This window comes from Lactobacillus sp. B4015, assembly GCF_026536055.1.
In the GTDB taxonomy this organism is placed as follows: domain Bacteria; phylum Bacillota; class Bacilli; order Lactobacillales; family Lactobacillaceae; genus Lactobacillus; species Lactobacillus panisapium.
This window is the reverse complement of record NZ_JAFNOY010000007.1, coordinates 137,853-152,089: the sequence shown is the minus strand read 5'-3', so window position 1 is coordinate 152,089 and position 14,237 is coordinate 137,853. Positions and strand designations below refer to the sequence as shown.

Here is a 14,237-nt window from a genome sequence, read left to right as displayed (position 1 = left end):
CAGATGCCAAAAAAATAAAAGCTACCGTTAACAATAAAAGTCTCACTATTTCTAGCTCACACTCAATCCGTAAAGGCAGATACAATGTTAGCGTGACTGTCCCTAATAGCGATGCCTTGCAAAGCATTACTGGTTATAGCTATGGTAGTAACGTTAGCCTTCATAAATTAAATCTTACCGACATTCAACTAGCCGCAATCTATGGTGATGTTACATTGGATAAGATTAAAACTGATGAGCTTAAACTACGTCAAGTTTCCGGAGATTTTACAGCAAATGATTCAACTATAAACAAGGCAAGCTTAACTTCAGACACAGGAGACACAGTAATTAGCAGTTGTAAGTTTCAAATGAATGCAAAGTATTCTGATGTATATGATGTTGAAGTTGAAGATTCCAAGATACTAGGCAACAGTTCGTTTAGTCTGCATGAAGGAGACTTCATCATGTATGATTCACCAAAGATTGGTTATAACCTATCATGCAGCAAGAAAAATAAAATTAAATTCTTTGGTAAGTCGCACTCAACTCATTTTGAGCGAACCATCAATAATAAGCCAATACTTACTGTTAAGGATAGGAAAGGAGATATCCATATCTTCGATTAGATAGCAGACTTTCAAAAAAATAGTTAACGTGAATAGAATAGGAGGAATAATTATGAAGAAAAGATCTCAAATAATATCTTTAATAGGAATTATTTTAATATTAATTAGTGGCATTCCAGTTACAAGAGCCTTGAATTTTCAAAATACTAATGCTAAAGCAGTGTCACAAAAGGCACCTGCAAGCCAAAAAGTTAGTAAAACCTTTAAAACGGCAGCATTCAACCAAGTTAAACTTGATACTGATCGCTCAAGTCTAAAATTTATTGTAGGCGAAGATTTTCATGTCACAGTTAGTGGGAAGCTTAAATCTCGTATTACGGATACTAAAGTTACAGTTGATAATAATCAACTAACTATTTATGATAAGCCAGTTAAGCATCATAATTATGGTGGCTACTTAGTTACAGTAACTGTACCTGATAGAAATACTATCGAAAAGATTTCAGGAACATGTAACTTGAGCGACCTTAGTTTTAATGACTTAGCCATCCCATATATTGATCTCAAGGCACAATACGGTGATGTTGTTATGAACCACGTAGATTCTAAGAATGTTCATTTAAACCAAAAATATGGTGATTTAAAAATAAATAATTCTTTAGTAGAAAATGGTACGGTTAGCTTGGATGTTGGTGATGTTATTATAACTAATAGTCAGTTCATGATTAATGCGGCATTAGGTAAAAAAGGAAATTGTAAATATGGTGATGTCAAGATTAGCAACTCAGTAATGACTGGTGACAGCTCATTTAGTCTGATTAATGGCGATTTTAGTATGACCAATGCGCATAAGATTAGTTATAAGTTGTCAACAAAATTAAAGAGGAAAATCAAAGTAAATAATCGGTCATATTCGAAGCATTACTCCAAGATTTTGAAGAATAAGCCTCTACTTAAAGTCACTAATAAAAATGGTTATATTAAAATTGATTGAATTCAAAAAGCTATAAACATAATATAAAAACGACATTACAACCGTATTTATAGACTAGTCTAAGGCTGGTAGTAAAGTAGCCTGCCAAATGGAGTAAGCTCCAATAAATATTGGATTGCACAATATAAAAAATGAAATTATCAATACTTGAAAATAATTAAATAATAGGGCTAAGTTTAAGAATCATATTAAACTCTTAGTACTTCAGAATTTGTAGCTTTACAATATTTGAGTCTTATTCAATTTTTCATTGAAAGGATCATATGAATAATAAATTTGGCGAAAAATTTAAAGAAATAAGAAAACAAAAGGGGATAAGTTTAGATACAGCTTCTCGTGATATTACTTCTAAGTCTTCTTTATATTATTGGGAAAAAGGGCAGGCTAATATGTCTTTTGAAAAAGTGATTGCAATGCTTGACCGTATGCGTATTAAGCCGTCTGAGTTTGTCACGGACAGTTTAAGCGACAACCTTGATTTTAAAGAAATATCTTCCGCATATTATCATGATAATGATCAACGACTTAGAGAATTGGCGACTGTGTATTTAAAAAGCAGTCAACAAAGTCCTTATGATCGAACACAACTATTAAGAGCAGCAATTGCTTGTAATTTATTAAAAGCTGATACAGAAATTAATTTGTTCACGCCTAGAGATTTAAGTAGGTTAGAGGAATTACTTTCAGAAATTAAAAACTGGTATTACGAAGATTTGTTTAACTTTGGCAATACACTTTTCCTTTTACCAGGGAAGCGTGTTTTCGGATTAGCGCATACACTTTTAGTCAAATATCAGAAAAATGATAATGATTATCAGTGGCAACACGCTGCTGTAGCGACTTTAATTAATGCCGCTTTTTCTTTACTTTATACCGATTTCTATTATGCACAAAAACTATATTCAAAGTTAAAAGCTTTAAAACTGAGTGATAATTTTGCCTACGAAAAAATCCGATTAAAATTCCTTGATGAAGTATTTTTATTTATAAGAACAAAAGATGACTCAAGAATTAAAGGATCTTTTTTTCCAATATTAGACTATTTAAATTTCCCACAACTTAAATTATCAATACAAAATACTTTTTCTCAATTGAAGCAACTATATAATAGCTAGTTTGCTAATAACAGCTATATCACAACTTAAATTTTTAAAAGCTTTATTAAAGGTAAAAATAGTCCTGAAAATTAGACAACAATCAGGGCTATTTTTTATGGCTAAATTATCCAAAGGATAAAAGTTAAACTCTTGTTATCAATGGCAACAAGATCATTCAATCACATATTTAGTGAAACCCAGTTATATTAATGATTCTAATCTGTACTACTTGCTTCGTTTACTTGATTATCAGTTCTTACCCGCTCCTATGAATATCTATTGATACTGTACTAATGCAGACCCAGGCCCTAACCAGCAGTTAGTGCGCTCATTTAAGTGGAACTTAAAAGTATAGCTATTTTGGTCAGATTAAACTTGTATTATTTTGATTGCATTTCTATATGTCTTACTTCATAAATTAATGGCAATAGTACTTTTATAATTATGTTGAGACTCGAAACATTAACAATTAATTTATTTTTTATTATTTTTATTGATAATTTACAAACTAAATGTTAATATTTTATTAATTAAATGTGGCGATTAAATAATATGCTTATGGATAAATATGCTAGTTCTCGTCAAACAGATCGGACAAAATATCGTGGACGAGTAAGTTGTAAAACCACTTAGACACGCATATATTCTTATTCAGGAGAATACTACATTTCAATTGAATAATTAAATTATTAAGGCTGCTAGATAAAAACTTCTAACAGCCTTTTGCTATCCCAAACAAAGGAGGGTAAAAATGCAATATTTCAAATTGCAAATCAAACGAATATTAAAGAGTAAGTTCACCTGGATAAGTTTAATATTAATACTTTCTATTTGTGCTTATTTTTTAAGAATAAATTATATTGTTAATAATGCGGATAGTCATGATCTTAGTCAAGCAAAGTCCAATTTGATTATTCAGCAGCATAATATCAAGTATTTTGGCAAGGCGCTAAAGGATTCAAAGCTAGGTACGCAAGAAAAAAAGCAAATGACAGGCGATCTGAAAGAAGCTAAAAGCACCTCTAAAGAACTACAGACTTTAATTGGGGCACTAAAAAATAATGATTGGAAGACTGCCTATCCAATTATGATTAGACAAGAAAAAAGAAATCTTGCTAGTGCTAAAAAAGATAATTTAGATAATGCTTTATTGACCATGAGTAAAAGAGATCTGCGTCAGTTAGAGATTCTGGCTAAGCTTCAGATACCAAAAGAGAACTATGCGTCTATCAAAGGTGGCTTTTTCGTTTTACAAATGATGGAAACTACTATACCACCACTGGCTGTTTTAGCTGTTGTCTTTATTCTGGTTAAAATTTATTCTGCAGGGTTTTTCGAGCGGATGCGATTGGGTAATTTGCTGCCACAAAAAAAGTTGACCTTAACAGAGTTTTATACTGGCATTATCATTGGCTTTGGTTATTTCTTGCTAGTCTTTTTCTTAATTTTTCTTTTGCCCAGTCTTTTCTTTGGGACAGGAAATTTTAATTATCCGATAACTGCGATGAATCCCCAAGCCAAAGAATATATTTTTATTCCCATGTTCAGGCTATTTTTACCGACATTGTTTTTAGAATTGCTTAGTTTAGCTTTTATTGCAGCGGCTGTTTTACTAATTATTCAGTTGTTTAAGAGACGCTTAGTAGCTTTGCTTTTGTCCGTTTTTATTTTAGTTGGAGGCATGGTATTGCCTCAATTTGTAATTGGCGTGCGTAGCTTTGCCCAATATTTGCCGATGTCTTATTTCTTTGCATTGCAACCGGTCGAAGGGATGTTTGGTATTAGCAATGCTTATACCTTTGCTGATGAAAATCAACTGGTTACTTATCCACAAGTCAATTTTAGAAATGGGGTTATCGTACTTGTCATGGGGACAATCGTAATTTTGCTCTTAAACTGTCTCATTGCTAAAAGTACACAAAAGGGGAGGAAAATAAAATGATTGAGGTAAAAAATTTAAGTTTGACTTTGCGTGAGCCAATTTTACAAAATGCCAACTTTGTTTTTCAAGACGGGCAGATATATTTACTACAAGCACTAAATGGTACTGGTAAGACTAGTGTGTTACGAACTATGGTCAGTTTACTCGCACCAGATGCGGGTCAGGTTTCATTTGATGGTCATGAATTCACGGAAGTCAAACAGCAGGTCTTTTATTTAGAAACTGCGGATTGGTTTGATAAAAATCTTTCTGGATTAGATTACATGCAATTTGTAAAGCAGGAATGGCAGTCGGACCAGAAGATTGAAACTGAAATTAATCGCTGGCAGATGGGTGACTACGTTAAAATGCCAATTAGGAAATACTCGCTCGGGATGAAACAAAAACTTCTAGTGTCACTTTATAGCCTAAGCGGTGCAAAATATTTGTTGATGGATGAAATCAATAACGGCTTAGATGAAGATAGTCGACAGGTCTTGTATCAACAACTTGTTGCCTTAAAAAAGCATGGTAAGTTGATTATCATGGCTTCGCACTATCAAGATGAAGTTGCCAGTATTGTTGATCAAACCCTAACACTGAAAAAACAACGTCTAGTGCAGGAGTAAGGACTATGGCTTATTTTAAACTGCAGGTAAAAAAGGTGTTAAAAAACAATCTAACCTGGATATCCTTAATGATAGTGCTGTTAGCAGTCGGATTGCTTTTAGCCTATAATGCAGCGGCTCCTGATCAGTTATCACTGCATACTCAGGTCACTCAGGACTTAAGGCAGAACGAAAAAGAACAGGCACGATTCAAGGCAAATTTGGCGCAGCATCCTGGGAGCAAGTCTGATAAGGAGCAATTAACAATAATTTCCAAGCAAATTAACAGTGATAAAGCTATTTTAACAGCTTTAAATCAACAGAATTGGTCAACTGCTTATCGATTGATGATTAATCAGAATAATCAGCGTCTTAAACAAGTAAAAAGTGATAATAGCGAACTTAAAGAGCATCTTAAGCAAAATAATCTTCACCTTAGTGTATTGCTACAAGCTAATGTTCCTGAAGAAAACGAACTTCATCCTAAGAGAGGATTCCTATTCATATTCAAATTGCTAGAGGGATTATTGCCGATATTGGCAACTGTTATGCTTTGCTTTATTTTAAGTAATTTGTTTACTGCCAAATACGTAGATCGTTTGAACCGTGCCACTCTGTTACCAAATAATGAGACAACAACGATTGATCTGGTGACGGGATTACTTGTAACGTTTGTCTTAATTTTAATAGTAAGCTCAGTCGCCTTTGGTATTAGCAGTTTGCTATTTGGGTCCGGCTCGCTTTCATATCCGGTGCAAGCATTTGCGCTACCTAAAGAAGCACCGCAATACCTACCTTTAGCTGCTTGGTTAGTTCCAACTATTGGATTAATGGTGTTGGCATTTACCTTTATGGTAGTTTTAATTCAGTTTATTGCGCAAGTTAGTTGTAATCAACTGAGCTGTCTTTTTATTTCATTGGTATTACTGCTTGGTGGAGCAGTTTTGCCACTACTGATGCAGTCGGTAGAAAAGCAGGCACAGTTCTCGTTTGTGCGCTACTTACCAACGACTTATATTCTTGCCTTTCAAGTAGTAACCGGTCGTTTCGGACTTGCACTACGTGATTTACATCTTAATTTTGCCTCGGGCTGTCAGGTTTTAGTAATTGCAATTGTCGCTTTAGCGATTCTTAATCTGTTATGGCCTAAAATAGCTCAACAAGTGGGACAATATTTTTCAAAATAATTGCTTAGCTAAAAATTTACTAGGCATATTAAGCAATTCATGCAAAAAGTTGTAAATAGCGGTAAAGTATAAAGTAATCTTTTGAAAATTATGGGGAGGTTACAATGATTGTTAATGTTTTGCAGCACACACCAAATGAAGGCCCGGGATCAATTCAAAAATGGGCTCATTTGCATCATCATGAATTTTATGTTTATCATCCCTACCAGTTTGGAATTTTGCCTACGGCAGAAGAAACAGATTTTCTGGTAATTTTAGGCGGACCAATGAGCCCGAATGATGACTTGCCTTGGATTAAGCAAGAGCGACAATTAATTAAAAAGTTGTTGACCAAAAACGTTCCCATTTTGGGTATCTGTTATGGAGCGCAACAAATTGTCAAAACTTTAGGTTATCAAGTTAAAAAGGCCCCAGTTAAAGAAGTGGGCTGGGGGCCAGTTACGGTGCAAACTGATGTGATTAAGGGTTTACCACATGAATTGACGGTTTTACACTGGCATGAAGAAATGTTTGAGATCCCGCAGGAAGCCAAGGTTTTGTTTTCTAATGATAATTTACAAAATCAGGGTTTTGTTCTTGGTAAGCTGGCAGTGGGCTTGCAATTTCACTTAGAGCCCGAAGAAGATAACTTGAAAGAAATTGTGGTCAATGATGCCCAGTACATTTCAGGTTCGGTCTTTCAGCAAACAGCAGAGCAGATTATCTCGGCGCCGATCCCGCCAGCAAATGAAGCAGCAATGTTCAGTATCTTGGACTATTTAGCTTAAAGCAGCGGCTTTAATGGCGATATATAACTGTCCTGTTAGTTCCCCCAACTGTTAAATTACCAAAGATTGATAATTACATTTTTGATATGGATCACATAAATTTACTTGATTAAACAAAAAAAGAAGCAGGCAAAACATTAAAAAAAAGTTTTATCTGCTTCTTACTTTTTTGTGACCACAAAAGTTGACTATAAGGCCAACTTCTTTACCAATATTCTTTCTTAGATTATTTGATTAAGCAAATTTTTATATTGGCATTGCATCTTCAAATGTCCAATTAAAACCTAACTGATCAATTGGTAAAAATACCTCTTCCAGTTGTTGCTTTAACAATCTGGCGGCTTGTTTTACTTCCGCGATGCTTGCAGTATTTGAATCATTAATTTCGTTAGCATTTTTTATTGCCCTATCATAGAACTTAGAGCCGTTTTTTTGGTAATTTTCATTTGCCTTAACAACTTTATCCTGATCAATTAGTTTCTGTAAATCTGTCTTATCAGCCCTTGTAGCCACTTTAGCGTCTGCTTTGGCTTCTTCTGCTGTATTAATTGGAGTCAGTTGGGGACCAGAAATATGGCTAGTTCCTGTTACTTTGATATAGCTTCGATAATCCTCCGTTATTTTGCCATACTGAACTGAATCAATCGTATCACCATTTCTTGCTATATGATAGAATAATTCAGCCTTATTTTCCTTCGGTTGCCAAATATAAAGTTCCTCATCGACTGGGATTTTATCGCCCGTGTCAAAAGTTTCACCTAAATTAGTTCGCACTTGACCATTAATATCATAAACGTTTATATTATCAGTATTTAAAATATAATCATAAAATGTATAGGTTAGTAGTTTTTGCCGCGGCTGTTTTTTTGCGATTTTTTTAGCAAAAAAGCCAGTTTTAGTTCCACTCAAACGAAAACAAACAACTGTCGAGGGATCATACTGTATCAAGGAAACGCGGTCTACTTTAACTTTTTGGCCCGGTTTTACCATCACCTTTTCTTTTCCATAACCGACCACAAACTTCATAGGTGCATTAATTGTTACAGTTGCCTCAGCGGTATAGAGCGGCTTATTATCAATTTTTTCGACATTAGCCGCATTAATGTAGCCGCCACCGCCGATATTGTAATAGTACTTAGTACCAATCTTCTCATATGGCAGCCAAGACTGATTATAGTTATCATCGTCTAGTAAAAAGTACTGCTTGCTGTCGCGGTCGGTCTTTTCAACTGTTCCAGAATATTTGACTGGCGTTCCTTTCAGCAAGTGCGTGTTGCTTTTACTGCCACGAAACTTAGTCAAGCGTTTGCCATCTTTATCGTAAACATAAGAATTATAGTTTAATTCTAAGTTACCTGGCTGTATTTGGTTATTAATAGCGCCTACATTGGCCGCTTTAATATAAGTACCACCAGTCAAAGGATAATAATTACTGCCTTTAATAGTAGAAATTTTATTTGTCCCGTTAACGGTTGCACCCATTTTTAAAGTTTTCTGGCCTTGGTAATATGTGCGTTTGCCATGTGCATTATACACATAAGAATTATGATTAAGCTTAAAAGTAGTAGCTTTGGCTGCCTGTACAGTAGGGCTAGGGGTTAGCACAGCAGGCACAATTGGACTAAGGGCAAGAAAACTTGCAATTGAACCAAAAATAATTTTTTTATTTAAATTCATATAATCACCTCTTATAATCACCTCTAATCACCTCAGAAATAGAAATAAGATTTTCACATTAATTATAGAACCTTATTATTTGCTTTGTATAGATATTTAAAGCAAACATGGCATAGACTAATTATCTGCTTTTTGAGATATAAAGGTTATATTTTGCTAGAATATCGAAATGAGAACTTAACATTTTAATTAAAAATGATTATCAGTTCGCTTAACTTACGTTACATAGCTTTAAATATTGCCGCTTAGAAGCCTCGCAGTGCGGGGCTTTTGTAAAAAAATAGGTCTTCATTTAGAACCTTTTCTTTCGCTAGCGATTGCTGCGGCTGAACTGGAACCAGTTGTTTGGCCTAAAGCACTAGCTATAATGTACTGTTTGGTAGGGCCACCGATGCAGTAATATAATTGACCATTTTTGAACTTGAATGGATTGCCATAAGTGAACACTTCTGTGCCTTTTTTAATTGGCCTAGTTTTTACCTTTTTTGAGCTAGTGGCATAGACAAATGTATTCTGGCAAACTTGGCGGATGACACCATCAATGTTACTTGCCTTAAGATATTGCTTCTTGTTTTTTACTTTATAATATGGAGTGCGTTTTTGGGGACTGAGTTTTACTGGTATTTCGCTGACCTTAACTTTGCTATAGGGATAATATTTTTGCGTTGTTTTTTGGCCGGTTTTTGTATAAATTTGTGCTGTATGCATAATTATTTTAGTAACGAAATGATTGCTAGCAGCATAATCTGTATTAATCTGCCCATTGAAAATAGTGGTTGTGGCAATCACGAAAGCAGCAATTAATAAGTGACTAATTATTTTTAATTCATTATGCAACTCATCCCTCACATCCCTTTGTCTTAATTATAGCTCGTTAATTTCTCAAAAAATCACTTATCTTGTGATTAAAATCTAATAAGAAAGTCAGATTATTAGGCAATTTGAATCAGATGGTGCGTTCTTGATTGATAAATTACTATAATTCTAGAAATGGTTCTTTGATTATTAGGGATCTTAATAATCTTTTGGACTTCCATTCTTAATTTTGGTATTTGTCATTGAAACTAAATATCTTTTTTACTTTTTTTCATATGTAGGCTTACATAAAAAAGATTTACTGTTATACAGAAAAAGACGATTAAAGAAAAGAAAAATAAAATATCAATGTTTAACTTAAAGCCGTTAAGGTTGCCGACTGCCTTTATATAAAACTTTGATTGTTCTAAGGCGATTATTGAAGCAGCCAGCGCCGTACCAATTGCACCTGAATATGATTGTGCCGTCATATAAATGACATTACCATCATCTTTTACTGTTAAATTTAATTTTGATAAAGACAAAGTCATTATATTGCTATAGCTTAGTCCTAGACCAACCATAAAAATGATGTAACCTAAAACCATAATATTAATACTAGTATTCAAAAGTTTCATTACTAAAAAAGTACTACAAATTACTCCGGTTCCCAAAATTATTGGTAAATTTTTATTTACTTTGTCATAAATTATTCCAGCTACTGCAGAAACAACAGCATCAATAATAGCTGCAGGCAATATCAAAATTGCAGAAGTAGCAGTTGACTGTTTAAAAGCTATTTGCAGCACATTGGGTATTAAAAAAGACATACTCAGAGACATAAGTTGTAATAAGAAAAAAGATATTAGAAAAAGATCAAAATCTAAATTTTTAAATAAACTGATATCAAGAATTGGTGAATCAGAATGATTTTCTATATATGCAAAAGCTAAGCCAGTAATCAAGGTTATAGCTGCTAACACAAGTTGTTTGACTAAATTAGTATTTGTCGTAAACGTCAGTATTAAGAGTAACGTCGACAATAAAAAGCCGGTAAGGGCAATACCACCTTTAAAATCGAATAAAGGTTTTTTAGTCATCTGGGATTGTGTAATACTAAATTCTCCTAGAAGCCAAGTAGCTATAATTAGGGGAACAATAAAAATAAATAGGAACTGCCATGACAAATACTTAAGAATGATTCCACCATAGACTGGGCCTACAGCTGGTGCAAAGGCAATTACTAACGTACCAATCCCCATAAAAATTCCAACTTGATTTTTAGGAGCCTGCTCTAAAATAATTGAAAACATAAGAGGCAATCCAATGCCATCTGCAACGCCTTGCAATAAACGACCGAATAATAACAAGCTAAATTTTGAGGTTAGTCCTGCACATACAGTCCCTAAGAGAAAGCAAAAAACTGCCACTCTAAATAGTGAAATTGTTTTAAACCTTTTCTTTAAAAATGAACCAAAGGGAATAATAACTGTAGAAACTAGCATGTAGCCAGTTGTAAGCCATTGTACAGTTCGAGCAGAAACATTAAAATTAATCATTAGTCTCGGGTAAGCAATATTTAGGGCGGTTTCAATTACTATCCCTAAAAAACTAAGTATCCCTACAGCAAAAATTGATTGAATAAGTTTATTTTTTTTAACCATTAAATTCTCCCAAAGTGTTTTTTCTACGCTTACATACAATATATAGTGTTTAATTAAATTATAGTTCAACATATTGTATAACTTCAATGAGATAAAATGGTCGTAGAATTCATTTCATGATACAAAGTTTGCTAATTCCACAAAAAAATAGCTAAAAAATCTTTTTAAGATTTTTAGCTATTTTATAATTTAAACTGAATCTGTCTTTTATATGTGACTAAAGCGGCAAAGTTGGCAAAATAGCGCCATTAGAACAGCAGGAAAGTTAATACCTTTTTTAGGGTCAAGTTTTATTAAGTATTGTGGAACCGTAACATTTATACGAATGATTTTTATAGGTGCCTATCTAGTTTTTTGCTTGTTTTCTAATCTTTAAAAAAATAAGTCGGTCAGAAGTTAGAAAATCTTGATATCACCGTATTTACTACGTATCTTTAATGTTGGTGCACCAGTTTCAACATGATAAAACAGAGATAGTTTATGGTCGCCAAAGAATGATATGTCAGCTGTAGGACCGGTTTTTAAATCATAGCTTATTTTCGATAAATTGTTTACTTTAAAGTTACCGTAAGTTGAAACTAACTTACTATTACCTAATATTTTGGACTTTTTTATTTTGAAATTGCCGGTCTCTGTTTTTCCATTTGCTTTAAACTGACTATTTGTAATATTTATATCAGAGTCAGTAGAAGTTAAACTTCCATTTTTAAGAATTGATTTAGAAAGATTGAGATCACCTTCTTTTAATCTAAGAACAGCATTCTCTGTTTTGATGTTATTCAAGTTTATATCGCCATAGGCTGATTTCATCTTAATATTATCGATATTGAGACCATCTAACTTAACACTTCCCATGTAGCTAAAACCAGCTACCTTTTTAATATTACTTGTATTTGGAACTAAGATAATAACTTGATACATACCGTCATCGTGCTTGTAAGCCCGCTCGCCATTATCGCTAACTGTTAATTTTCCGTTTTTGACATTAGCTTTTATTTTTTGTGGTTCAGTACCAACAATTGTTACTTGGTATTTTTTTCCTTGTGATATTTGAATCTTTGGCTCAGATGTGTGGAAGTCAACTTCATTAAATTCTTTGACATTAAATGTTTTTGTTTGTTCATCTTTATCGTTATCTTTTTCATGTTTAGAAGAACGTGTGGTTTTTTGAATACTAGTTTGATTACCAGTAGTATAGTTGTGTGAATTATATTGCCACCATCCTATGGCAATTAATAAGACAACAATTACGGCGGATACTATATAAAGCTTATGTCTTTTGGTCATTGTTTTTCTCCTGCTATTTTTAAATCTATATTTAATACTTTTGATACTATATTATATATAATATAGCATTAGAAATAATTATCAAGATAAAAATAATTATTATTTAATACCACAGCTTTTTAAATCAACTGAAATAATTAGCTATAAAAAGTGCTTCTAATAATTAGATAATATGACTTATTATTAGAAGCATTTTTAAAGCAGGTAGCTAAAGACTAATATTTGAAATTACAAAAAAAGCTCTGCAATTATTAGCAGAACTTTTTTTAATTATTAAATTTAGTAAACAGCACCATCGTAGAAGTTGAATCGTGCCTTATCGAAGTCAAAGTCTTTTAATTCACTCATCTTAACAGCGTTATCGCAAACGCCCCAGCTCATTAAGTTGATTGGCTTACCGTAATCCTCGTCAGGGATAACTAAAACAACGTACTTGCCTTGTGACATGGCATAGCCTAATTCCATCCCTAAGCCAACATCTTCTTCATCTGGTAAGTAAACACCAATCATGATGTCACTAGCTTTGATTCCAGTTAAATCGCCCCTGTAAGTAGCAGTTGCCCATTCGCGATTGTGTAAGTATTCTGGATGTTTGCCGACATCAATTCCCTTGTATTGATTATCCAAAGGAACATAACTGTTTTCAAGGTCGATGGTTGGATTAGCTTCTAATGCTTTCATTGCATCATTGTAAGCCTTGTTTTGCTTATCGTTGAACCAGCCAGCACCAAAGTAAACGGTTTTCGCTTTTCCCATCATTTTCTCCTTTGCCTTTAATTAACTAAGATAAATTTTACGTAATTTACTGATCTCGTCATCAGTCAATTTCATCATATCACTTAAGTAGTTTTCTACGCCACCATAATTTTTATTTAATGTATCAATAACGTGATCGATGTATTGGGGATAAACAGTTTGTAAATCGTGTAAAATGCTTAAGCTGGTTTCATTAGCGCCTTCTGCCTTGGCTTTTTGTAAAAAGTCTTGCACGAAGTCTTTCGTAGCTTCATTAGTAAACATGTAATCTTGCTTAATTGTTTCCGGTGGGACACCTAAAGCAGATAAAGCAAGTAGTGCAGCGAATCCAGTTCGGTCTTTGCCGGCAGTACAGTGGAAAATTACGCTTTTGCCTTCCTCGTCATTTGCCAATAAAATATCAAAGAAATTGCGGTAAGCTTTTTGCGCCGATTCGCTCTTAATCATGTCATCATATGCAAGAAACATGTGGTTGTAGCCTGCTTTAGGATCTTCTTCTTTTTCGCTTAAAATCTCGTTGATACCCTTGGATGAATCGGTTAAATCTTCACTAAAGACAGGATCGAAGTCATAAGTAGCACCGGTCGGAACACGATCAGGTTCTTTTTCTACTTCTTCTTTACTTCTGAAGTCGACGATATACTTGACACCGTAATCTTGTAAAAACTTCAAGTCTTGTTCGCTAAGTGTTGCTAGATTGGCAGTTCTAAGCAGTTTGTGCTTTTTGATGGTCTTGCCATCCTTAGTTTGGTAGCCGCCTAATTCACGAAAATTGCGGCCGTTCTTAATATCAAGTAGCTGATTTGCTATATTTATGGTCATTGAATTATCCACCTTTATCTTGTGACATTTAAATACCATTTTAGCAATAAACGCTGGCGCAAACAATTAGAAAAAAAGTAGCTGTTTGCAAAATTATGTTAAAATGGATTGAGA

General features: G+C 33.7%; 13 protein-coding genes. 7 read left to right on the top strand and 6 right to left on the bottom strand.

Annotation, left to right across the window (positions count from 1 at the left end; all coding sequences use genetic code 11):
• From J3U71_RS08580 to J3U71_RS08550, 7 genes are all read left to right on the top strand, one after another.
• Window positions 1–608: DUF4097 family beta strand repeat-containing protein (locus tag J3U71_RS08580; RefSeq protein ID WP_267393655.1), on the top strand; the 608-nt coding region annotated here is incomplete at its 5' end.
• 52 nt (window positions 609–660) lie between these two features.
• Window positions 661–1,542 carry a DUF4097 family beta strand repeat-containing protein gene (locus J3U71_RS08575; protein ID WP_267393657.1) on the top strand — a complete coding sequence of 294 codons (882 nt, stop codon included), beginning with the start codon at window positions 661–663 and terminating at the stop codon, window positions 1,540–1,542.
• A 263-nt stretch (window positions 1,543–1,805) separates the two neighbouring features.
• The gene (locus J3U71_RS08570) at window positions 1,806–2,657 is read left to right on the top strand and encodes an Rgg/GadR/MutR family transcriptional regulator (RefSeq protein ID WP_267393659.1); all 852 of its coding nucleotides are present in this window, start codon (window positions 1,806–1,808) and stop codon (window positions 2,655–2,657) included.
• Window positions 2,658–3,390: 733 nt separating this feature from the next.
• On the top strand, window positions 3,391–4,581 hold the full coding sequence (locus tag J3U71_RS08565; protein ID WP_267393661.1) for a hypothetical protein: 1,191 nt from the start codon (window positions 3,391–3,393) through the stop codon (window positions 4,579–4,581).
• A complete protein-coding gene (locus tag J3U71_RS08560; RefSeq protein ID WP_267393663.1) occupies window positions 4,578–5,189 on the top strand; it encodes an ATP-binding cassette domain-containing protein in 612 nt (203 codons plus the stop codon). Before J3U71_RS08565 ends, J3U71_RS08560 begins: the two co-directional genes overlap by 4 nt.
• 5 nt (window positions 5,190–5,194) lie before the next feature.
• Window positions 5,195–6,355 carry a hypothetical protein gene (locus tag J3U71_RS08555; RefSeq protein WP_267393665.1) on the top strand — a complete coding sequence of 387 codons (1,161 nt, stop codon included), beginning with the start codon at window positions 5,195–5,197 and terminating at the stop codon, window positions 6,353–6,355.
• A gap of 104 nt (window positions 6,356–6,459) precedes the next feature.
• The gene (locus J3U71_RS08550; RefSeq protein WP_267393667.1) at window positions 6,460–7,122 is read left to right on the top strand and encodes a type 1 glutamine amidotransferase; all 663 of its coding nucleotides are present in this window, start codon (window positions 6,460–6,462) and stop codon (window positions 7,120–7,122) included.
• Between the two features lie 246 nt (window positions 7,123–7,368).
• Here J3U71_RS08550 and J3U71_RS08545 read toward each other — a convergent pair whose 3' ends face one another.
• From J3U71_RS08545 to J3U71_RS08520, 6 genes are all read right to left on the bottom strand, one after another.
• Window positions 7,369–8,799 carry an SLAP domain-containing protein gene (locus J3U71_RS08545; RefSeq protein WP_267393669.1) on the bottom strand — a complete coding sequence of 477 codons (1,431 nt, stop codon included), beginning with the start codon at window positions 8,797–8,799 and terminating at the stop codon, window positions 7,369–7,371.
• Window positions 8,800–9,087: 288 nt separating this feature from the next.
• Complete coding sequence (locus tag J3U71_RS08540; RefSeq protein ID WP_267393671.1) at window positions 9,088–9,636, bottom strand: SLAP domain-containing protein; 549 nt, start codon at window positions 9,634–9,636, stop codon at window positions 9,088–9,090.
• A gap of 227 nt (window positions 9,637–9,863) precedes the next feature.
• Window positions 9,864–11,258: an MFS transporter gene (locus J3U71_RS08535; protein ID WP_267393673.1), complete on the bottom strand. Its 1,395-nt coding sequence runs from the start codon at window positions 11,256–11,258 to the stop codon at window positions 9,864–9,866.
• A 396-nt stretch (window positions 11,259–11,654) separates the two neighbouring features.
• A complete protein-coding gene (locus J3U71_RS08530) occupies window positions 11,655–12,545 on the bottom strand; it encodes a DUF4097 family beta strand repeat-containing protein (protein ID WP_267393675.1) in 891 nt (296 codons plus the stop codon).
• A gap of 279 nt (window positions 12,546–12,824) precedes the next feature.
• Window positions 12,825–13,301 carry a nucleoside 2-deoxyribosyltransferase gene (locus J3U71_RS08525; protein WP_267393677.1) on the bottom strand — a complete coding sequence of 159 codons (477 nt, stop codon included), beginning with the start codon at window positions 13,299–13,301 and terminating at the stop codon, window positions 12,825–12,827.
• A 21-nt stretch (window positions 13,302–13,322) separates the two neighbouring features.
• A complete protein-coding gene (locus J3U71_RS08520; RefSeq protein ID WP_267393679.1) occupies window positions 13,323–14,123 on the bottom strand; it encodes a tyrosine-protein phosphatase in 801 nt (266 codons plus the stop codon).
• Between the last annotated feature and the right edge of the window lie 114 nt (window positions 14,124–14,237).

Bases quoted from the DNA above. Each gene is read 5' to 3' on its own strand.
- J3U71_RS08575 (WP_267393657.1), top strand. From the start codon at position 661: ATGAAGAAAAGATCTCAAATAATATCTTTAATAGGAATTATTTTAATA.
- J3U71_RS08535 (WP_267393673.1), bottom strand. From the start codon at position 11,258: ATGGTTAAAAAAAATAAACTTATTCAATCAATTTTTGCTGTAGGGATA.
- J3U71_RS08520 (WP_267393679.1), bottom strand. From the start codon at position 14,123: ATGACCATAAATATAGCAAATCAGCTACTTGATATTAAGAACGGCCGC.
- J3U71_RS08525 (WP_267393677.1), bottom strand. From the start codon at position 13,301: ATGGGAAAAGCGAAAACCGTTTACTTTGGTGCTGGCTGGTTCAACGAT.
- J3U71_RS08530 (WP_267393675.1), bottom strand. From the start codon at position 12,545: ATGACCAAAAGACATAAGCTTTATATAGTATCCGCCGTAATTGTTGTC.
- J3U71_RS08555 (WP_267393665.1), top strand. From the start codon at position 5,195: ATGGCTTATTTTAAACTGCAGGTAAAAAAGGTGTTAAAAAACAATCTA.
- J3U71_RS08545 (WP_267393669.1), bottom strand. From the start codon at position 8,799: ATGAATTTAAATAAAAAAATTATTTTTGGTTCAATTGCAAGTTTTCTT.
- J3U71_RS08550 (WP_267393667.1), top strand. From the start codon at position 6,460: ATGATTGTTAATGTTTTGCAGCACACACCAAATGAAGGCCCGGGATCA.
- J3U71_RS08570 (WP_267393659.1), top strand. From the start codon at position 1,806: ATGAATAATAAATTTGGCGAAAAATTTAAAGAAATAAGAAAACAAAAG.
- J3U71_RS08565 (WP_267393661.1), top strand. From the start codon at position 3,391: ATGCAATATTTCAAATTGCAAATCAAACGAATATTAAAGAGTAAGTTC.
- J3U71_RS08560 (WP_267393663.1), top strand. From the start codon at position 4,578: ATGATTGAGGTAAAAAATTTAAGTTTGACTTTGCGTGAGCCAATTTTA.